We start from the raw sequence: 19,174 nt of genomic DNA, 5'->3' as shown, positions 1-19,174 counted from the left end.
CTCCGCCGGCCCCCGCTCCCGCCGCTACCCGACCGCTCCCGCCGGCTCCGCCACCAGCGACACCGTGAGCAGATCGCCCGTCGGCCCGGCGCCGACGGCGTGCAGGGAGAACTCGACCAGGCCGTCCTCGCCCGTGGACGGGGTGATCGCGTAGTCCACCTCGACGGCGTCGTCGCGGGTGCGGACGGCGAGCGGCCCGCCGAGCGGGCGGCCGTCGATCCGGAGCTCGTGCTCGCCGCCGCCGCCGTCACGGTCGCGCAGCAGGACGCGGAGCACGGCGGCGCGCTGCGACCGGTCGACGAGGGTGTAGCCGAACCAGCCGTCCGGGCCCTCGGCGCTGCGCCAGTGCACGCCGTCGGCGCCGCCCGCGCGGCTGCGGTGCCCGACGAAGGCGTGGTCCGACTCGGGCTGCTGCTCGCCCGCGGTCACGGAGTCGACCACGGCGGCTCCCGAGGCGGCCTCGCGGTCGAGCGCGGCGAGCTCGGCCCGGCGCGCGGCGGAGTCGGAGCCGCTGGGCCAGTAGAGCGTGTAGCGGCTGTCGTGCAGTGCGGAGAACGGCTCGAGGCGGACCGGACCGGCGTCGGTGCGGAGCTCCGCGGTCAGGGTCGCGCGGTCGAGGAGGGCGACGGCGCCGACTCCCCCGGTGACGACCGGGGTCGCGGCGAGGTCGCGGAGCGGGCCCGCGGCGACGTGCGCCATCCGCCGGCCGTCGGCGATCAGTCCGTCGAGGTCGGCGTCGTCGGTCCTCGCCGCGAGCACGACCGGGCCGTAGGAGAACGCCGACCAGGCGGAGCCGTCGGGCAGCGGCTCGGCGCGGAAGCCGAGCGCGAAGACGACCCGGATCTCGTGGCGGCCGGGCTCCAGGACGGCGGTGCGGACGAAGCCCTCGACGGCCGGGGTGTCCAGCGCTGCGCCGTCGACCGTCACGGTCATCGACTCCGCCCACGACGGCCGACGGAGCCGCACGGCGCCGGCGCGCTCCAGGTCGACGGTGATCGTCACGTCGTCGGCGTGCGGGAAGGCGGTGTCGATCCGCGCGCGCAGCCCGTGCTCCGGAACGTCGAGGGTCGAGGGCAGGTAGAGGGCGATCAGCAGGTCGTCATCGGTCCGTGCGCCGCCAACGTCGCGCGCCTCGTCGCCGACGAGGGCGTAGATCAGCTCGCCGTAGCGGGCGTGGTTCTCGAGCCCCGTGCCGACGCAGCACCACATGCCCTCGTGCGGCGCGGAGTAGACCCGGTAGTGCGCCGGGCGCAGCGGGGTGAAGTAGACGAAGCCACCGTCGGGGTGCTGCGAGGAGAGCAGGTGGTTGCACTGCGCGCGCTCGATGTAGTCCAGGTAGCGCTCCTCGCCGCCCGCCTCGAAGAGGACGCTGCTCAGCTCGATCATGTTGGCGGTGTTGCAGGTCTCGGGGCCCTCGCGGTCGAGGATCATCGGCGTGAAGTCGCTGGAGCGGTGGAAGTGCTCGCGCACGCTGTTGCCGCCGATCGCGACCGTGCGCTCGCCGGTGACCCGCTCCCAGAAGAAGCGCGCGGCCGGCAGCTGCTCGCCGCCGAGGCGCGCGTAGCCGACCGCCTTCGGGATCTGCGTGTTCGCGTGCAGCCCGTCGAGCGCGTCGCGCCGCTCGAGCAGCGGGTCGAGCAGCGCGCGGTGCGAGAAGCGCGCGGCCTCGGCGCGGTAGGCGGCGGCGCGCTCGGAGTCGCCGGGGTCCGCGGCGGCCACCTGCTCCGCGAGATCGGCGAACGCCTCGTTCATCCCGCCGAACTCGGTGTGCAGCATCGCCTCGAAGGCGTCGTCGTCGAGCCCGGCGGAGACGCCGAGCCACCAGTCCGCGAACCGCACGGCCATCGCGAGCGCCCGCTCCGAGCCGCCGGCGGACGCGGCGTCGAGCAGGCCCGAGAGCGCCTTGTGCAGGTTGTACAGCGGCACCCAGCGGCCGTTAAGGGTGAAGAGGTCGGCGTCGACCTCGCCGCGGGCGAGCTCCTCCCCCAGCGCGCGCCCGCCGGGGACGCCGCCGAGGTAGCCGGTGCCGACCGCGTCCTGGGCCCGCTCGAATCCGTCGAGCAGGGTCTCCATCCGCTCGCGCGCGGCCGTGTCGCCGGTGGCCGCGAGCATCAGCGCGCTCGCCGAGAGCGCGTGACCGCCGACGTGCCCGTCGAGCCCGTCCGCCTCCCAGTTGCCGTAGCCCTCCACCGCGGGCAGGCCGGCCTCGCGCAGGAACGGCGCGAGCAGGCGGTCGGGGTCGAGCGCGAGGAGGTAGCGCAGGCCCGTGGCCTGAGCGTCGGCGAAGGCGCTCGGCAGCAGGCGGACGGAGCGCAGCGGGAAGCGGCGAACGGGGCGGACGGCGGGGGCGGTGCGGGGCAACGGGAGACCTCTCAGCCCTTGACGGCGCCCGCGACGAGACCGCGGACGTAGTACTTCTGGATGGCGGCGTAGAGCAGCAGGCACGGGATCATCAGCAGCACCGCGCCGGCGATGACGTAGCCGAAGTCGGTCTGGCCGAAGGCGCCGGAGGAGATGTTCTGGATGGCGACCGGCAGCGTGAAGAGGTCCTGCCGGGTGAGGAAAGTCAGCGCGCCGAGGAAGTCGCTCCAGGCGCCGAGGAAGGCGAAGAGGAACACCGTCGCGACGCCCGGGACGATCATCGGCCGCAGCACCGAGAAGAGGATGCGGAACGGGCCGGCCCCGTCGATCCGCGCGGCCTCGGTCACCTCGCGCGGGATCTGGGCGAAGGAGTTGCGCATCAGGAACACCCCGAACGGCAGGTTGAAGGTGAGGTAGAAGAGGATGATCCCGAGGTGGGTGTCGGTCAGGCCGAGCGCGTTCATCTCGAGGAAGAGCGGGGTGAGCACCGCCTGGAACGGCACCATCATCGTCAGCAGGATCAGGCCGAAGGCGACGTTCGAGCCGCGGAACGGGAAGAGCACCAGCGCGTAGGCCGCGAGGGTGGTCACGACCACGCTGAGCACGGCGGTGCCGAGCGCGATGATCAGCGAGTTGACGATGTAGGTCCCCGCGCCGATCGAGCCGAGCAGGCCGGTGTAGTTGTCGAGGGTCAGGTTCGTGAAGGACTGCTCGGCGGCGGGCGCGACGATCTGCGCGCCGGGCTGGAACGAGCGCAGGATCGACCAGGCGACCGGCGCGACGAACGCGACCGAGACGAGCGTGCCGAGCACGACGTAGAGGACGGTGCGGAGCCGGGCGGCGGGGGTGCTGCGGCGACGGGCCGGCACCGGGGCGGCGGCGGGCGCCGGCGGGCGGACGGGTGTCGGAGTGCGAGGGGGCATCAGTCGTCCTTCATCACGCGGAACTGGAGCAGGGTCAGCGCGGCGGCGATGACCACGACCACGAACGACAGCGCGGTGGCGTAGCCGACCTGCAGATCGCCGAAGGCCTTGTTGTAGACGTAGAGCATCACGGTGAGGGTGCCGGTGCCCGGCCCGCCGCCCGTGATCACGTAGAACTGGGTGAAGGCGAGGATCGCGCCGACGAAGCCGAGCACGCTGAGCAGCCCGAGGTAGCGCTTCACCAGCGGCACCGTCACCAGGAACTCCTGCTTCCAGCGGCCTGCACCGTCGATCGCCGCGGACTCGTAGAGGGCGTCGTCGATGCCCTGCATGCCGGACATCAGGACGATCATCGTGAAGCCGGAGCCGACGTAGGCGCCGAGGAGGACGATCAGCGTCGTCGCGCTCGTCGCGTCGAGCAGCCAGGCGGTGGGCGCATCGGTCAGGCCGACGGCCATCAGCACCTGGTCGAGCGCGCCGCTGTCGGGGCGGAACTCGAGCAGCGCGACGAAGCTCAGCGAGGTGAGTCCGATCACGTAGGGCACGAAGACGGCGGTGCGGATGATCCCCGCTCCGCGCCGGTTGGAGCGCACCAGCACGGCGAGCAGGTAGCCGACGACGATGCCCAGCAGCGTCGAGACGACGGCGAAGCCGAGGGTGAAGAGCACGGACGCCCAGAAGGTGGTGTCCGAGAACGCGGTCGCGTAGTTGTCGAACCCGACGAAGCCGACGGTGCCGACCAGTGGCCAGTCCGTCACCGAGATCACCACGGCGAAGAGCAGCGGCACCACGACGAAGACGACGACGAGCACGAGGGCGGGCAGGATCATCAGGAGCCCGGTGCGGGCGTCCTTCTTTCCGAGGGCGACGCTCATGCCTGGTTCACCTCCAGGACGCGGGCCGTCTCCTCCTGGCCGCGGTCGAGGACCGCGTCGAGGTCGTCGTCGCCGAAGACCGCGCCGCGGAACATCGCGAGCCACGGGGACTGCACGGTGTTGGTGAGCTGCGTGTACAGGGTGGTCGGGGCCGCGAAGCCCTCGTTCATCCGCTCCATCCCGGGGACCATCAGCGGGAAGTCGTCGGCGAAGCCGGTCTCGAGCACGTCGTCGCGCACCGGGTACCAGCCGAGCGCCGCGAGCTCGGACTGCTGCTCGAGCTCGGTGACGAAGCGCATGAAGTCCCAGGCCGCCTCGGGATTCCGTGCGCCGCGCGGGATGGAGAGCACCGCGCCGCCGGAGAACTGGGAGACGCCGCCGTCGGGGCCGGGGAACGCGCTGACGCCGAGGTCGCCGAGGAACTCGGGGGTGGCTCCGCCGACGATCAGGTCGTAGGAGCCGGGGAAGAGCCCGACGGCGCCGTCGAGGAAGTCCTTCCCCCAGGCCGTGCCGCTGTCGGCCGAGGCGCCGGGCTGGGCGAGGCTCTCCTGCGCGAAGGTGCGGTAGAGCTCCAGGGTGCGCCTCAGCGGCTCGTTGCCCGCGACGGTCGCGCGCTGGCGGCCGACGACGCCGTCGTAGAAGGGACTCTCGTCGGCCCAGAAGTGCGGCTGGATCACGTAGCCGAGGATGCCGGCGGAGTTGCCGGTGAAGGTCACCCCGGAGACGCCGTCGAGCCGCTGCAGCGCCCGGGCGTGGGTCAGGTACTGGTCGAAGTCGGTCGGTCCCTGCTCCGGGTCGAGGCCGGCCTGCTCGTAGAGCCGCTTGTTCCAGAACAGCTGCGACACGTTGGAGAGGGCGGGCAGGCCGTAGACCTTGCCGTCGTAGGAGGCGACGTCGAGCAGCGGCCGGTTGAGGCGGTCGGCGTAGGGCAGCGCCTGGATCAGCGGGGTGAGGTCGGTCAGCGCCTCGCGGGAGCTGAAGACCGGCGTGGTGACCGAGTCGGGAGCGACGACGTCGGGCACGGCGTCCGCGCGGATCGCCGTCGCGAGCTTGGTGACCATCTGCCCCTCGGGCAGCACGGTCAGCTCGACCCGCACCGCGCTCTGCGCCGCGTGGTACTTCTCGACGATCAGCTGGGCCGGCGTGAAGGCGACGCTCCGGCACCAGAAGCGGATCGTGCCGCTCGGGGCGGCGGCGAACGAGGGCGCGGAGACGTCGGCCTCGGGCAGCACGGCGGAGCAGCCTGTCAGGCCGAGCGCGGCCGCGAGGCCCGCGCCGCCGAGGGCGAGCGCGCGGCGGCGGGTCAGGTCGGGCAGGTGCGGGTCGAGCAGGCGGAGAGGAGAGTGCGTCATCGATCCCTCGTCGTTCGGTCGGAGCGGGCGGTCGGGTGCGTGCGGTGGGCGGGTGAGCGCGGGATCAGGTGGAGTCGCGGACGATCAGCTGGCAGGGGTGCGCCTCGATCCCGGCGCGGGGACGACCGTCGATCGCCTCCAGCGCGCGGGCGCCGGCCGCCCGGCCGAGCTCCTCGAGGTTCATGTCGACCGTGGTCAGCGCAGGACGGGAGTTCATCGCCGCGGCGGCCCAGTTGTCGAAGCCGACGATCGCGACGTCGTGCGGGACGCTGACCCCGGCCTCGCGGAGGCCGTCGGCGACGCCGCGGGCGATCTCGTCACTGCCGCAGAGCACCGCGTCGACCGGCTCGACCCGCTGGCGCAGCATCTGCGCGGCCTGACGGCCCCAGGTCTCCGTCCAGTTGCCGTAGAGCGAGCGGTCGCCGACCAGGCGCAGGCCGAAGGAGGGCGCGTGCTCCTGGACCGCCTCGGCGCGGATCCGGGCGGAGTAGTCGAGCCGGGGCCCGGCGACGTAGGCGATGTCGCGGCGGCCGAGCGCGGCGACGTGCTCCAGGGCGAGCAGGATGCCCTGGGTCTGGTCGACGACGACGGACATGTCGGCCGGGTCGTCGGAGGAGCCCATCACGTAGACGATCGGCACGCTGGTCGCGGGCAGCGCCGGTCGCGGACCGGTGAGGTTGGTCATCACCACGATCGCGTCGACGCCGCGGGCCGCGAGGATCTCGACGCAGTGCCGCTCGCGGACCCGGTCGCCGCGGGAGTTGCTGAGCAGCACCGAGGCCTGCTCGGCGGGGAAGGCGTCCTCGAGGCCCCACATCACCGGGATGCTGAAGCGGCCGATGTCGTCGGAGGTCACCAGGCCGATGGTGAGCACCCGCTGCTCCGGGACCGGCCCGCTCGCGGCGGCCGGCAGCGCGAAGCCGAGCTCGGCGGCGGCGGCGAGGATCCGCCCGCGGGTGTCGCCGCTCAGCTGGCCGCGGTTGTTCAGCGCCTTCGAGACGGTGCCGACCGAGACGCCGGTCGCCGCGGCGACGTCGCTGAGGGTGACGCGGCGGGCGGGGAAGCTCATCGGGGTCGTCCTTTTCTCGTCGTCGAGAGCGCGGGTGCGCGTGACGGCCACGGTAGCTTGCGGCAACTTTCCGCGTCAAGGCAAACCTTGCCGCAGCTTGCTGCGCCGGGCGCGGAGGTGTGCATCCCCTCCACGTCCGCGGCTCCGGGTTGAGACGGGCCGGGGATCTCGGCATCGTGGCTCCCTCATCGATCACGGACGGAAGGAACGACCCGATGCTCGCGCTCACCGACAACGCCAGCACCGTCGTCAAGACCATCACCGGTCAGACCGAGACCCCCGTCGAGGGTGGACTCCGCATCAGCGGCGACGACCTCGACGCCCGCAACTTCGCCGTCGCCGTCGCGCCGGCCCCGGAGACCACCGATGCGGTCGTGGAGCAGGACGGCGCTCGGGTCTTCCTCGACGTCGCCGCCTCCGTGGCCCTCGGCGACAAGGTGCTCGACGCGCAGGTGGACGAGGGCGGCTCCGTCACCTTCGGCATCACGCCGCAGGGCTGACGCCCAGCCGCTCGAACGACGGAGGCCGCCCTCCCGCTGCGGCGGGGAGGGCGGCCTCCGTCGTTCCGGGCGGTGCTTCCGGCTCAGGACAGGACGTCGCGGGTGGTGAAGCGCGCGATGGCCAGCGAGCCGAAGACGGCGACGTAGGCGAGCTGCAGGAGCGCGTTCTCGCCGAACGAGCTCCAGGCGAGCGGGTCGCGGAGCAGGTCGGCGAAGTCGAACCAGCGGTCGGTGAACAGGAACGGGTGCAGGGCGTCGAGCTGCGAGAGCGAGCCGACGATCTGCGCCGCGATCGAGACGACCACCGTGGCGGCCATCGCGCCGACCGGGACGTCGGTGAGCGTCGAGATGAACAGGCCGATCGCCGCGAGGCCGACCAGCGAGAGCGCCGCGTAGACCGCGATCGCGAGCGCGCGGCCGACGGCGTCCGCGAGCGGGACGGTCGTGCCCGAGAGCAGGGTGACCGGACCGGCCGGGAAGAGCGCCAGGCCGATCAGGATGCCGACGACCATCACGGTCAGCGCCGCGGCGAGGCAGAACGCGATCGCGGCGGCGAACTTGACCGCGAGCAGCCGGATCCGGCCGACCGGGCTGACCAGCAGGTAGCGCAGGGTGCCGAGCGACGCCTCTCCCGCGATCGCGTCGCCCGCGACGACGCCGACGGTCAGCGGCAGGAAGAGCGGGACGGCGACCGTGATCGCCGCGAAGCCGGTGAAGAGGCCGTTGCCGGCGATCGCGCCGACGAAGGAGGGCCCGCCGCCGTCGCCGCCGGACAGCCGGACGGCGACCGCCAGCAGGATCGGGATGGCCGCGAGGGCGGCGAGCAGCGCCCAGGTGCGGCGGCGTCGGAAGAGCAGCGCCAGCTCGGAGGCGAGGAGCGAGCCGATGCCGAGGCGGCGCCCGGTGCGGGCGGGGCCGGCGGTGGTGGTTGTGGCGGTGGTCTCAGCGCTCGACATCGAAGCCCTCCCCGGTGAGCTGAACGAAGCGCTCCTCGAGCGAGGGGCGGCGGACGGAGAAGCCGCGGACGCGGACGCCCGCGGTGACGAGGGACGCGACGACGGACTCCGGAGCGGCACTCGCGGGCATCGCGGCGACCACCAGCGGCGGATCGATCGGGTGCTCGGCGGGGATGAGCCGCGGCGCGAGCCCGAGCTCGACGAGGGCGCGCTGCGCGTCGACGACATCGGGCGTCAGCAGCTCGAGGGAGGCCGCGTCACCGCGGAGCTCGTCGAGCCCGCCCTGCGCGACGAGGCGTCCGGTGCGCATCACGGCGGCGTGCGTGCAGAGCTGCTCGATCTCGGCGAGCAGATGGCTGGAGACGAGGACCGTCGTGCCGTCGGCGTTGAGGCTGCGCACGAGCGAGCGGACCTCGCGGGTGCCCTGCGGGTCGAGCCCGTTGGTCGGCTCGTCCAGGACGATCAGGTCGCGCGGCGAGAGCAGGGCGACGGCGATGCCGAGGCGCTGCTTCATCCCGAGCGAGTACGAGCCGACCTTCTTGCCGGCCGCGGCGGAGAGGCCGACGCGCGCGAGCGCCTCCTCCGCCCGGCTGTCGCGGGTGCGCGCGGAGGTGCCGGCCTCGGCCGCGTCGAAGCGGCGGAGGTTGGCACGGCCGGAGAGGAACGGGTAGAAGCCCGGCCCCTCGACGAGCGCGCCGACCCGCGGCAGCACCTCGGCGGCGCCGCGCGGCATCGCCGTGCCGAGGACGGTGATGTCGCCCTCGGTCGGTGCGGCCAGGGCGAGGAGCATCCGGATGGTCGTGGTCTTGCCCGAGCCGTTGGGCCCGAGGAAGCCGAAGACGGCGCCGCGCGGGACGGCGAGGTCGAGACCCGACACCGCCTCCTGGCGCCCGAAGCGCTTGGTGAGGCCCCGGGTCTCGACCGCGAGCTCTCCGGTCGTCACCGACCGGCGGCGGCGGTCAGCGCGTCGACCGGGACGGCGCCCGCGAGGACGCGACCGTCGTCGGTGAAGAGGACCGTGAACAGGGCGGAGGAGAGCACCCGGCCGCCGTCGACGGCCGTGGTCACGGCGTTCAGCTGGGCGAGCGACTCGGCGTCGCCGGACGGCAGCTCGACGATCGAGCCCCAGCCGGTGCCGGTGGTGGTGACGCCGGAGTCGCCCTCGGGCGCGGCCGGGACGTCGGTGGCGTCGGTGGCCGCGTCCTGCTCGTGCGTCGGTGCGGCCTTCTCGACGACCTCCGCGCCGACGGGCGGCGTGAAGGAGAACATCGCGGCGTCGGGCGCCGAGACGTCGATGCTCGTGTAGGCGACGCTGAAGGCGGGCGCGGTGCCGCCGACGGGAGTGACGGCCACGCCGAGGGGCAGGCCGGTCTCGCCGTCGATCGAGACGGTGACCGAGCCGACGAGGGTGCTGCTGTCGCGCGGAGTGAGCACGAGCTCGTAGGCGTCGCGGCCGGCGACGCGGACGTCGGAGCCGACGGCGACGGTGGTCGTCGGGTCGATCGAGGCGAGCAGCTGCTCGGCGACCGAGGACGGGGTCGGGATCTCGCCGGCGGGAGCCTCGGTCGACGACGCGGACGTGTCGCCGGTGGGCGGCAGCAGGTGGGTCGCGGAGTTCTCGGCGGAGTCGTAGATCCAGAGGCCGTCGGCCTTCGTGGCGACGACGTCGCGCTCGGCGAGGCGGTCGAGGACCTGCAGGCGCGCGCCGTGCTCGGCGTCGACGAAGACGCGGGCCTGGTGCGAGCCGGTCGCGAGCTCCATCAGCGCGCTCGTCGCCGAGGCGTCGTCCGTGCCCTGGGCACCGGAGCCGGTGCTGCCGAGCGCGGAGAGGTCGGGGAGCCCGAGGGCGGAGGTCTGCTGGACCTCGCCCGAGAAGGCGGTGGTGTCGCTCTCGGCGACGAAGGTCAGGAGGTCGGCGGCGGACTTCTCCGGGAGGTCCCCGGCCGCGCTCGCGGACAGGGGCAGGGTGACGGCCGCGGCGACGACGACCAGGGGGACGGCGGCGGCGGGGACCCAGCGCTTCCAAGAGGTGCTCATAGTCTTCGACGCTACGCCTCGAAACGGCGCGCCGCCTCCGAGTCGGGCGCCGTCACGGCGGACCGTCAGGCGATGCGGTCGGCCGAGACCACGACGTTGTCGACGTAGTGGCCGTAGGAGTCGTCGAACACTCCCCCGCAGGTGATCAGGCGCAGCTGCGGAGTGGGGCTCGGGCCGTAGACGTCCTCGGTCGGGAAGTCCTCCTTGGGCACCGAGACGGAGCCGGTGACGGAGAAGGTGCGCGTGCTGCCGTCGGAGAGGATCACGTCGACCGTGTCGCCGGGGACGAGGGCCGTGAGGTCCAGGAAGACGCCGGGGCCGATCCGCGAGTCCACGTGACCTGCGATGACGGAGGGGCCGATGTCGCCGGGGACGACGCCGTCCCGGTACCAGCCGGCGTCGTCGACCTGGACGGGCGGCTGGATCCAGCCGGTGTCATCGCGGGTCAGCGACTCGAGGGTGGAGTCGACGCCGATCGCGGGGATCACGACGCGGACCGGGGTGACCGCCGACCGCGCAGGAGCGGCGGCGACGACCGGGTTCTGCAGCGCGCCCGCGTCACCCGGGGAGGGAGTGGCCGGCGCCGTGGTGGCGGGGGCGGCGGAGGAGGCGGCGGGCGTCGCCGCGGGGGCGGCCTCCTCCCCCGCGGTGGCGCAGCCGGCCAGGAGCAGGAGCACCGTGAGGGCGGCTCCCGCTCCGGCGAGGCGGCGCATCAGCTCGCTCGGCCGGTGCCGACCGAGGAGCGGCGCGCGATCAGGGCGAGGGCACCGGCGACCGCGGCGAAGACGCCGAGGACCGAGAGCACGCCGAGGAGTCCGTCGACGAGCGGCGCTGCGGCGGACGTGGTGGAGGCGACGTGCACGGCGGTGGCGCCGCCTCCGGTCTGGATGCCGCCCGTGGGCAGGTCGCCGATGGCGGCCGAGTCGAGCACGGGCGAGACGACGAGGCCGTTCGAGGCGTCGTCGAGGACGAAGAGCGAGGCGACGGAGCCGGGCGCGAGGTCGAGGTCGGCCTTCGCGGTCACGGCTCCGGCCGAGAGGTCGAGGCTCCACGGGCCGGCGGGGACGCTGGTGTAGCCGGTGGCGGTGCCCTGGGCGGCGCCGGTCGCGAGCAGCGTGCCGGTCGTCGTGGCGACGTCCACCTGGCTCGCGGTGGTCGATGCCTGGACGACGCGGACCCGGGCCTGGCCGTCGGCGGGCGGGGTGAGGTCGTCGGTGAAGACCGTGGTGCGCAGCACGGCGTTGCGACCGAGGGCGGCGACGGTCAGCGGGGTGCCGGCCGAGACGTCGACGGACTGCTCGATGACGGGGGCGGTGCCCTCGGGGGCGCCGGACGGGACCATCGCGACGACGTAGGTGCCCGGCTGGAGCGTCCAGTAGGGCGAGACCGCGCCGTAGGCCACGCCGTCGAGCTCGAAGCTCGCCCCGCCGCCGCCGAGGGCGGTCAGGGTGACGTCGACCGACTTGGTGTCGGGCGAGAGGTGCGCGACCCGCACCCAGCCGGTGGCCGGCGGCGCCTCGGCCGCCGAGGCGGGCGCGGCGCCGAGAGCGGCGAGCGCGGACACCGCGGCGAGGGCGAGCGCGGCGCGCGCGAGACGGAGAGGGCGGATCGGGTTCATGGCGGGTCCTTCGGGTGGGTCGTGCTACTGAGCGCCCGGGAGCAGCCCGGTCGGCTCATCGAGGTCGAGGGTGACGAGGAGACCCTCGGGGGTCGACTCGACGGAGGTCGGGACGAAGTCGCCCGACTGGCTGCCGAGCCAGGTGGTCGCGCTCTGCAGCGCGGCGGCGTCGGCCGGGAGCGCGGCGCCGTTGTAGCCGGACAGGATCATCCGGCGGCGGACGCCGTCGACGTCGCTGGTGCCGACGGGGAAGTCGGCGACCGAGAGCGGGGTGAAGGCGAGCTGCTGGCCGAGCAGGAGGAGGAGCCGCGAGTCGACGCGGCCCCCCTCGAGCAGGGCGCGGGCGGCGTCGGTCGTGGTCAGCGCGGGGTTGGCCGCGAGCTGGCTGCCGGCCGAGGCGCGCGCGGCGGTCAGGACGGTGGCCGCGGCGGCGGCCTGGTCGGTGCCCTGGTCGAGGACGCGGCGCACCTCCACGGCGGTGTCGCCGCTGCCGAAGCTCGCGACGGCCTCCGAGTTGTCGAGCGCCGTCTCGGTCTCGCCGGTCGCGCTCGCCCGCAGGCTCGGCGTGACGAGGATGTAGTCGGCCGCGCGCCAGGCCGAGTCGGGTGCCGCCGCGGAGAGCGTCGACTCCGACACGACGGTGTCGCTGGGGAAGCCGGCGTCGGTGACGTCGCCGACGAGGTCGTCCTGCACCAGGAGCACCGAGGCGGGGTCGATCGTGTCCGCGACCCAGGCGACGGCGGCCTCGGTGGTGCCGGGAGCGGCGGCCGCGACGGGGCCGGTGGCGCTGCCGCCGTCTCCGCCGCCGTTCGTGATCAGCGGGACGGCGACGAGCGCGCCGCCGATGAGCAGCACGGCGGCACCGATGCCGGCGACGATCACGACGGTCTTCCGGCGGGGGCGGGGGCTGCCCTCGTCGTCCGCGGCCTCGGCGGAGACGGGAGCGCCGTGCCACTGGTGCGCCGTGGCGGGCACGGGCGGCGCGAGGAAGCCGTCGGCGTCGTCGTCGTCGCGGGTGTCGCCGTCGGAGTCGCTGCGGCCGGGGAACGGCGCGGGAGCGAGGAAGCGCTCGCTGAAGAGGTCCTGTGCGGGGTCCTCGGTGCGGTGCTGCGGCGCGGTGTGCTGATCGGGTCCGCCGAAGGATTCCTGCGCGTACTGCTCGGGCTCGTCGTACTGCTCGGCCTCGTCGTACTGCTCGGGCTCGTCGTACTGCTCGGCCTCGTCGTACTGCTCGGGCTCGACGTGCTGCTCGGGCTCGACGGGCGCGGAGCGGCGGGCCGGATCGGGCAGGAGCAGCCCGAAGGCGCCGCGGCTGCGGCCCTGGACCGGCACGAAGGAGGCGGCGTTCGGGTGCGGGAACTCGAGGTGCTCGGTGTCGAGCTCGCAGACCTCGCCGATGACGGGCGCGGGGACGGGGCCGCCAGCGTCGGTCGGCGCGAGAGCGAAGCCGCGGAGGAGCGTGGCGTCGACGGTCGGGGCCGGAGGGAGCGGCGGCGCGACGGGCGGCGCCGGCGGGAGCGGCGGCGCGGCGGGCGGCGCGGCATCGACGGGGGCCGGCGGCTGGAGGGCGGACGGCGCGGAGGTCGGCGGCTCGAAGAACTGCGCGTCGACCGGCTGCGCGTCGACGGGCGGAGCCGCGGGCGGGTGGGGAGCGGCGAGACGGGTGCCGTCGAACTCGAGGTCCGCGGGCTCCTCACTCCCGGACCACTCGGTCTCCTCCGCGGCGGGCTCGACCGGCTGCTCCGCGAGGGGCGGGGCGAGGACGGGCGGAGCCGGGAGTGCGGGCGGCGCCGGAGGCGCATCGAAGAACTGCGCGTCGACGGGCTGCGGCTCGAAGCGCGACGGCGGGGCCGGCGGCTCGAACTCCTCGGCGTTCTGCTCGTGGGTCTGCGGCTCCTCGATCTCCTCGGAGGGCGCGAAGTCGCGCGGGAGGTCGATCATCGGCGACGGCGCGGCGGGCGCCGGGGCGGACGGCGGCGGGCTGCGGAACGCGCTGTGCGATCCTCCGCCGCGGACCGGGCGCGAGAGATCGGGGACGAAGGAGGCGACCCCCGGATGGGGGAATTCGAGAGCATCCGCGTCGAGTTCGCAGTACTCGCCGATCGCGGGCGCGGGCACGTCGAAGACGTACCCGGCATCCGCGTGCGCCGGAGCGGCGTGCTGCTCGAGGAGGGCGTCCCGGCGGGGAGCCTCCTCGTCGCGCGCCGGAGCCGGCAGGTACTCGGTCACGTCGGGTTCGACTCCGTACGGGGGTTCCCCTTCCCCGGGGGAGTCGCTGCGCCGCGAGCGCGAGAACAGCTGCCGGGCGGCCGAGACGGCGGTGCGCGCCATCAGCGGCGGCTCCGTCCGGCGTCGTTCCGACATTCGAGGGTCACAGCTCCTCTTCGGAGCGGACGCGCCGATCGGTCTGGTCTGGCGCGCGTTCCGGAGTGCTGTCCCCACATGCTCATGAGGCGCAGTCTTCCGTATCCGCTGGCGCGAAAGGTACCGGGAGTGGCGCTTGTGATCTGTTCGTCACGCGCTCGACCCTGGGGAGGAGCCTCTGAGGGAGGGGTGCGCCGGGGCTGCTGCGGCGAGGATGATCGCAGGATGGACCTCCCGTTCCCCCTCCCCCTCGCCCCGATGCTCGCCAAGGCGGTCGCCGCGGTGCCCGCGCAGGACGCGGTCGACGGCGGCTACTCCTACGAGCCGAAGTGGGACGGCTTCCGCGCCATCGTCTCCGTCTCCGGCGGGGTCTGCGAGATCGGCAGCCGCGGCTCCAAGCCGCTCACCCGCTACTTCCCCGAGCTGGTCGAGGCGTTCCTCCGGCTGCTGCCCGACGGCTGCGTCCTCGACGGCGAGATCGTGCTGGCGACCGGGCCCGGCGGCGCGCAGCGGCTCGACTGGGAGCTGCTCTCGCAGCGCATCCACCCGGCGGCCAGCCGCGTCGCGACGCTCGCGGCCGAGACCCCGGCGATGCTCGTCGCCTTCGATCTGCTCGCCGTGGACGGCCGGAGCCTGCTCGACGAGCCGTACTCGGCGCGGCGCGAGGCGCTCGCCGCACTGCTGGACGGAGTGACCCCGCCGGTGCACCTCGGCCGGACCACCGCCGACGAGGCGCTCGCCCGCGACTGGCTGGAGCGGTTCGAGGGCGCGGGGCTGGACGGCGTGATCGCCAAGCCGCTGGCCGCGCCCTACGCGCCGGGCAAGCGGACGATGCTCAAGGTCAAGCACCACCGCACGGCCGACGTCATCGCGATCGGCTACCGCGAGCACACCTCCAAGCCCGGGCTCGGCTCGCTGCTGCTCGGCCTGTACGACGCCGACGGGACGCTGCGGCAGGTGGGCGGCGCCTCCGCCTTCACCGACGCCCGGCGCGTCGAGCTGATCGACGAGCTCGCCGACGTCGTCGAGCGCGACGCGGACGGCGAGGCGGTGCGCGGCGACGGCGAGCGCAGCCGCTTCTCCGGGAGCCGCGACACCTCCTTCGTCCGGTTGCGGCCGGAGACGGTGCTCGAGGTGCGCTACGACCAGATGGAGGGATCGAGGTTCCGGCACACCGTGCAGTTCGAGCGCTGGCGGCCGGACCGCGACGCCGGCTCGTGCACCTTCGCGCAGCTGGAGCAGCCGACCGCGTACGACCTGGGCGACGTGCTGGGCTGACGCTACTCGGCGTCGACCTCCGCGGACTCCGCCGCCGGCTTCTTCGCGCGGCTGGGCTGGACGCGGGGCGGCTCGCCCGGCATCTTCGGGAAGTCGGGCGGGAAGGTCAGCTCGCCGAGGCCCGCGGAGAGGTCGCGCTCCCACCAGCCGAGCAGCGCGTCGAGCGTGCCGGGGGCGTCGTGCATCCGCGCCCAGGGGTCGCCGGTCGTGCTCAGGCGCTCGGGAACGGTGCGGATCGTGAACGCGGTCGGATCGATCCCGTCGAGCTCCTCCCACTCCACCGGGCAGGAGACCGGAGCGTGCGCGAGCGGCCGCGGACTGTAGGCGCCGGCCATCGTGCGGTCGCGGTTGGCCTGGTTGAAGTCGACGAAGATCCGCTCGCCGCGCTCCTCCTTCCACCACGCCGTCGTGACCTGCTCGGGCATCCGCCGCTCGAGCTCGCGACCGGCGGCGATCACCGCGTGCCGCACGTCGAGGAACTCGTGCTCGGCCACGATCGGCGCGAACACGTGCAGCCCGCGATTGCCGGAGGTCTTCACGAACGACTCCAGGCCCGCCTCGCGCAGCACCTCGCGGAGCGCGTGGGCCGCGACGACCGCGTCGACGACATCGGTGCCCGGCTGCGGATCGAGGTCGATGCGGAGCTGATCGGGCCGGTCGGAGTCCTCGGCCCGGGACGCCCACGGGTGGAAGACGAGGGTGTTCATCTGCGCGGCCCACACGGCGACGGCGGGCTCGTCGATCACGAGCTGCGGGTGCACTCGGCCGCTCGGGTAGGTGACGGGGACGGAGCGGACGTACTCCGGTGCGCCCTTGGGCGGGTTCTTGGAGAAGAACTGGTCGCCGTCGATGCCGGAGGAGAAGCGCTGCAGCGAGATCGGCCGGTCGCCGTTGGCGGCGACGAAGGCCTCGCCGACCGCGATCAGGTACTCCGCCACCTCGCGCTTGGTGATGCCCGGCTCCGGGAACAGCACGCGGCCCGGGCTGGAGACGCGCACCTCCCGGTCGCCGTGCGGTCCGGGGACGGTGAGGACGACGGCGTCGCTGCTGGGCATGTCAGCGAGGCTAGCGGGCGCCGCCGTCGGGCGACAGCGGTCCCCCGGGTCGGCGGCGCAGGCGGATCGGCCCCTTCGCGCGGGAGGGATCGACGATCTGACCGCCCTGCACGATGTCGATCTCGCCGCGATCGACGAGGCGGCGGGCGGCGCGGCGGACCGGCTCCATCAGCGGCCGCCACTCCTCTCCCCCGACGCGGCGGGCGACCTCGGACGGGCAGGCGGTGGCGGACGCGGCGCGGGCGAGGAGGACGGTGCGGATCTCCTCCTCGAGGCGCGCCTCCTCCGGGCCGACGCCGCGGCGGCGGCAGGCGTCGGAGCAGTAGCGGACGTTCTCCCAGTCGCGCGCCCACTTCGCGCGCCACTCGATCTCGCGGCCGCAGGAGGCGCAGGTCTTGTTCTCGGGGCGGGTGCTCGATTCGCGAGGGCGGTGGGCCATGGTGTCGAGTCTGCGCGCGTGCGGCCGGGGGTGCCACGGGTTGCGCCTCGAGCGGACGCGGGGGGTAGAGGTGGCGGGCGTTCGATCTGCAGGCGATCCGGGGGGGGTGCCGCCCCCGTGCGCGGGTGGGAGGGCTCTCGACGTCGCGTCGCCTGCAGATCGGACGAGCGGTGCGGGCTTCGGGGGGGGCGGAGGCGGGAGTGTCATACTCCGCAATGAGGCGAACGGACTCCGCCCGGTGCGACAGGCTGGAGGGGCCGTGCTGCGGCGCGATGACGGGCCCGTTCCGCGCCGCATCCCCGATCGATCTGGAGTCTCCGATGAGCCGTGAGAACCTCGCCACCGCGTCCGACACCGCCGCGCCCGAGCCCGCCGCGTCCGTCGGGTCCGCACCTGCCGACGGCCGGCCGCACGCCGCCTTCGCCGGGCTCTCGCCCGCGGACTTCAAGCTCGCGTTCCGCAACCACGCCGCGGGGGTGGCGCTGATCACCGCGGACCCGGGCACCGGGCCGGTCGCGCTGACCGCGACCTCCGTCTTCTCCGTGAGCGCCGAGCCGCCGCTGTTCGTCTTCTCGCTGTCGTCGGCCTCGTCGAGCTCGCCGGCCATCCAGGCGTCCGAGACCCTCGTCGTGCACCTGCTCGGCGCCGAGCAGCTCGACCTCGCCCGCCTCGGCTCGACCAGCGGCATCGACCGCTTCGCCGACACCTCGATCTGGTCGCGGCTGCCCACCGGCGAGCCGTACTTCCCCGGCGCGTCCGCGTGGATCCGCGGCACCGTCATCAACCGCATGGAGGCCGGCTCGTCGACGATCGTCGCCGTGCACGCCCTCGAGGCGCACGTCCCCGACGACTCCGACGCCACGGCGCCGCTGGTGTACCACAACCGGACGTGGCACCACCTCGGCGAGCACTCCCGCCTGGGCTGACGGCCGGCGGCCGGCCCCCACTCCTCAGAAGTTGCGGTAGTCGAACGCGACCACCGCGACTTCTGCTGAGTCAGCGGCGGAGCCGACTCGACGCGGGCGCACGCGGCGCCGGCGAGTACGCAGAAGTTGCGGTATCCGGGCGCGACTACCGCAACTTTTGAGGAGTCGACGGCCCTGACCGCGCTCGCGGCCGTGAGTGCGCAGAAGTCGTCGCACTCGAGTGGCCGCTACGACAAGTTCTGCGGAGTGATGAGCGGTGAGCGGGGCTCTGGGCTGATGTTCTGGTCGGGGGCGGGTCTCGATACGCGCAGAGCGCTACTCGACCAGCATGGGGCGGCCGCGTACTTCGCCCGCGTGGGGCGGCCGACGCCCACGCGCAGGGCGTTCATGCTGATCGAGTAGCGCCCGCAGGGCGCGTATCGAGATCCCGTGTCGGCTCGTCGCGATGTCGACGTGCTCACGGGTGTCGGCCCTCCCCCGGAGGGTGGGTCTCGATACGCGCTGCGCGCTACTCGACCAGCATGGGGTGCGCTTCACGCAACTCGACCAGCCTGCGGCGCCCTACGCGTCCGGACCCGTGGCGGCGGGGCGCCCGACCGTGTTCGACCACTGGGACCAGGAGCCGGGGTAGAGGGACGGGGCGAAGCCGGCGAGGGTGAGGGCGACGGCGTCGGCGGCGGCGGTCACTCCGGAACCGCAGTAGACGCCGACGGGGGCGTCGGGGCGGACGCCGAGGGACTCGAAGCGGGTGCGCAGGGCGGCGGCGTCGAGGAAGCGGCCGTCGGCGTCGACGTTGCCCGTCGCGGGGGCGTTCAGAGCGCCGGGGATGTGGCCGGCGCGGGGGTCGATCGGCTCGACGTCGCCGCGGTAGCGCTCGGGGGCGCGGGCGTCGAGGAGGACGCCGGAGGACGGCAGCGCGGCGGCCTCGTCGATGTCGAGCACCGGCAGGGCGCCGTAGGCCAGCTCGACGTCGCCCACGACCGGCGAAACGGGGCCCGACTCCAGCGCGCGGCCCGAGCCGGTCCAGGCGCGGAGCGAGCCGTCGAGGAGGCGCACGTCGGCGACTCCGGCGGCGCGCAGCAGCCACCAGGCCCGCGCGGAGGAGAGGTTCTTCAGGTCGTCGTAGACGACGACGGCCTGACCCTGACGCAGGCCCCAGCGGCGCGCCGACTCCTGCAGCGCCTCGACCGGCGGCAGGGGGTGGCGGCCGTCCTCGGGGGCGCCGTGCGCGGCGAGCTCGTGGTCGAGATCGACGTAGACGGCACCGGGGACGTGGCCCTCGAGGAAGGCGGGGCGGCCGTCGGGCCGGTCGAGGCGCCAGCGCACGTCGAGGACGAGCGGGGGCTCGGGCGACGCGAGCGCCGCCTCCAGCTCGTCGGGGGTGACGAGCACGTGGGAGCGGAGGGTGGTGGTCATGTCGG

Annotated in this window: 17 protein-coding genes; 3 read left to right on the top strand and 14 right to left on the bottom strand. The window is 74.2% G+C overall.

The annotated features are described in order from the left end of the window. Window positions 1-24: 24 nt before the first annotated feature. The 5 genes from EDF36_RS10380 to EDF36_RS10360 all read right to left on the bottom strand — a co-directional run bounded on the left by EDF36_RS10380 (window position 25) and on the right by EDF36_RS10360 (window position 6,580). The gene (locus EDF36_RS10380; protein ID WP_260300670.1) at window positions 25-2,361 is read right to left on the bottom strand and encodes a glycoside hydrolase family 127 protein; all 2,337 of its coding nucleotides are present in this window, start codon (window positions 2,359-2,361) and stop codon (window positions 25-27) included. An 11-nt stretch (window positions 2,362-2,372) separates the two neighbouring features. Then, window positions 2,373-3,284, bottom strand: coding sequence for a carbohydrate ABC transporter permease (locus EDF36_RS10375; RefSeq protein ID WP_123732972.1), 912 nt, complete (start codon window positions 3,282-3,284; stop codon window positions 2,373-2,375). Next, on the bottom strand, window positions 3,284-4,159 hold the full coding sequence (locus EDF36_RS10370) for a carbohydrate ABC transporter permease (protein WP_123732971.1): 876 nt from the start codon (window positions 4,157-4,159) through the stop codon (window positions 3,284-3,286). Before EDF36_RS10370 ends, EDF36_RS10375 begins: the two co-directional genes overlap by 1 nt. Next, window positions 4,156-5,511, bottom strand: a complete 1,356-nt coding sequence (locus EDF36_RS10365; RefSeq protein ID WP_123732970.1) for an ABC transporter substrate-binding protein — start codon at window positions 5,509-5,511, stop codon at window positions 4,156-4,158. The genes EDF36_RS10370 and EDF36_RS10365 overlap by 4 nt, the downstream gene beginning before the upstream one ends. 64 nt (window positions 5,512-5,575) lie before the next feature. Then, entirely contained in the window at window positions 5,576-6,580 is a 1,005-nt protein-coding gene (locus EDF36_RS10360) for a LacI family DNA-binding transcriptional regulator (protein WP_123732969.1), read from the bottom strand. 215 nt (window positions 6,581-6,795) lie between these two features. Here EDF36_RS10360 and EDF36_RS10355 point away from each other — a divergent pair, with 215 nt between their 5' ends. After that, the gene (locus tag EDF36_RS10355) at window positions 6,796-7,080 is read left to right on the top strand and encodes a hypothetical protein (protein WP_123732968.1); all 285 of its coding nucleotides are present in this window, start codon (window positions 6,796-6,798) and stop codon (window positions 7,078-7,080) included. 83 nt (window positions 7,081-7,163) lie between these two features. Here EDF36_RS10355 and EDF36_RS10350 read toward each other — a convergent pair whose 3' ends face one another. The 6 genes from EDF36_RS10350 to EDF36_RS10325 all read right to left on the bottom strand — a co-directional run bounded on the left by EDF36_RS10350 (window position 7,164) and on the right by EDF36_RS10325 (window position 14,055). Next, on the bottom strand, window positions 7,164-8,036 hold the full coding sequence (locus EDF36_RS10350; protein ID WP_123732967.1) for an ABC transporter permease: 873 nt from the start codon (window positions 8,034-8,036) through the stop codon (window positions 7,164-7,166). Continuing rightward, entirely contained in the window at window positions 8,023-8,979 is a 957-nt protein-coding gene (locus tag EDF36_RS10345) for an ABC transporter ATP-binding protein (protein ID WP_123732966.1), read from the bottom strand. The genes EDF36_RS10350 and EDF36_RS10345 overlap by 14 nt, the downstream gene beginning before the upstream one ends. Then, entirely contained in the window at window positions 8,976-10,073 is a 1,098-nt protein-coding gene (locus EDF36_RS10340) for a DUF2092 domain-containing protein (protein WP_123732965.1), read from the bottom strand. The genes EDF36_RS10345 and EDF36_RS10340 overlap by 4 nt, the downstream gene beginning before the upstream one ends. Window positions 10,074-10,138: 65 nt before the next feature. Beyond that, window positions 10,139-10,786, bottom strand: coding sequence for a class F sortase (locus tag EDF36_RS10335; RefSeq protein WP_123732964.1), 648 nt, complete (start codon window positions 10,784-10,786; stop codon window positions 10,139-10,141). Further along, entirely contained in the window at window positions 10,786-11,691 is a 906-nt protein-coding gene (locus tag EDF36_RS10330; protein WP_123732963.1) for a DUF4397 domain-containing protein, read from the bottom strand. Before EDF36_RS10330 ends, EDF36_RS10335 begins: the two co-directional genes overlap by 1 nt. Window positions 11,692-11,715: 24 nt before the next feature. Then, entirely contained in the window at window positions 11,716-14,055 is a 2,340-nt protein-coding gene (locus EDF36_RS10325) for a hypothetical protein (RefSeq protein ID WP_221181640.1), read from the bottom strand. A gap of 225 nt (window positions 14,056-14,280) precedes the next feature. Between EDF36_RS10325 and EDF36_RS10320 the strand changes: the two genes are divergently transcribed. Beyond that, window positions 14,281-15,333, top strand: a complete 1,053-nt coding sequence (locus EDF36_RS10320; protein WP_123732961.1) for an ATP-dependent DNA ligase — start codon at window positions 14,281-14,283, stop codon at window positions 15,331-15,333. Between the two features lie 2 nt (window positions 15,334-15,335). Here EDF36_RS10320 and ligD read toward each other — a convergent pair whose 3' ends face one another. Further along, window positions 15,336-16,388 carry a non-homologous end-joining DNA ligase gene (gene ligD, locus EDF36_RS10315; RefSeq protein WP_185020444.1) on the bottom strand — a complete coding sequence of 351 codons (1,053 nt, stop codon included), beginning with the start codon at window positions 16,386-16,388 and terminating at the stop codon, window positions 15,336-15,338. Between the two features lie 10 nt (window positions 16,389-16,398). Further along, window positions 16,399-16,827: a DUF2256 and DUF3253 domain-containing protein gene (locus EDF36_RS10310; RefSeq protein WP_123732960.1), complete on the bottom strand. Its 429-nt coding sequence runs from the start codon at window positions 16,825-16,827 to the stop codon at window positions 16,399-16,401. Window positions 16,828-17,147: 320 nt separating this feature from the next. On the opposite strand from EDF36_RS10310, the gene EDF36_RS10305 reads away from it, so the two are divergent. Beyond that, window positions 17,148-17,753, top strand: coding sequence for a flavin reductase family protein (locus EDF36_RS10305; protein WP_123733317.1), 606 nt, complete (start codon window positions 17,148-17,150; stop codon window positions 17,751-17,753). A gap of 561 nt (window positions 17,754-18,314) precedes the next feature. Here EDF36_RS10305 and EDF36_RS10295 read toward each other — a convergent pair. Continuing rightward, window positions 18,315-19,169, bottom strand: a complete 855-nt coding sequence (locus EDF36_RS10295) for a sulfurtransferase (RefSeq protein WP_123732958.1) — start codon at window positions 19,167-19,169, stop codon at window positions 18,315-18,317. Window positions 19,170-19,174 lie beyond the last annotated feature (5 nt).

It is taken from the genome of Rathayibacter sp. PhB152 (assembly GCF_003751395.1).
GTDB classification, from domain to species: Bacteria; Actinomycetota; Actinomycetes; order Actinomycetales; family Microbacteriaceae; genus Rathayibacter; species Rathayibacter festucae.
The sequence above is the reverse complement of the archived record's forward strand: the minus strand, read 5'-3'. Positions and strand labels throughout refer to the sequence as shown.

Coding starts and splice junctions, on each gene's coding strand:
- EDF36_RS10355 (WP_123732968.1), top strand. CDS start 6,796: ATGCTCGCGCTCACCGACAACGCCAGCACCGTCGTCAAGACCATCACC.
- EDF36_RS10335 (WP_123732964.1), bottom strand. CDS start 10,786: ATGCGCCGCCTCGCCGGAGCGGGAGCCGCCCTCACGGTGCTCCTGCTC.
- EDF36_RS10325 (WP_221181640.1), bottom strand. CDS start 14,055: ATGTCGGAACGACGCCGGACGGAGCCGCCGCTGATGGCGCGCACCGCC.
- EDF36_RS10375 (WP_123732972.1), bottom strand. CDS start 3,284: ATGCCCCCTCGCACTCCGACACCCGTCCGCCCGCCGGCGCCCGCCGCC.
- EDF36_RS10320 (WP_123732961.1), top strand. CDS start 14,281: ATGGACCTCCCGTTCCCCCTCCCCCTCGCCCCGATGCTCGCCAAGGCG.
- EDF36_RS10295 (WP_123732958.1), bottom strand. CDS start 19,169: ATGACCACCACCCTCCGCTCCCACGTGCTCGTCACCCCCGACGAGCTG.
- EDF36_RS10305 (WP_123733317.1), top strand. CDS start 17,148: ATGAGCCGTGAGAACCTCGCCACCGCGTCCGACACCGCCGCGCCCGAG.
- EDF36_RS10350 (WP_123732967.1), bottom strand. CDS start 8,036: ATGTCGAGCGCTGAGACCACCGCCACAACCACCACCGCCGGCCCCGCC.
- EDF36_RS10360 (WP_123732969.1), bottom strand. CDS start 6,580: ATGAGCTTCCCCGCCCGCCGCGTCACCCTCAGCGACGTCGCCGCGGCG.
- EDF36_RS10340 (WP_123732965.1), bottom strand. CDS start 10,073: ATGAGCACCTCTTGGAAGCGCTGGGTCCCCGCCGCCGCCGTCCCCCTG.
- EDF36_RS10310 (WP_123732960.1), bottom strand. CDS start 16,827: ATGGCCCACCGCCCTCGCGAATCGAGCACCCGCCCCGAGAACAAGACC.
- EDF36_RS10365 (WP_123732970.1), bottom strand. CDS start 5,511: ATGACGCACTCTCCTCTCCGCCTGCTCGACCCGCACCTGCCCGACCTG.
- ligD (WP_185020444.1), bottom strand. CDS start 16,388: ATGCCCAGCAGCGACGCCGTCGTCCTCACCGTCCCCGGACCGCACGGC.
- EDF36_RS10330 (WP_123732963.1), bottom strand. CDS start 11,691: ATGAACCCGATCCGCCCTCTCCGTCTCGCGCGCGCCGCGCTCGCCCTC.
- EDF36_RS10370 (WP_123732971.1), bottom strand. CDS start 4,159: ATGAGCGTCGCCCTCGGAAAGAAGGACGCCCGCACCGGGCTCCTGATG.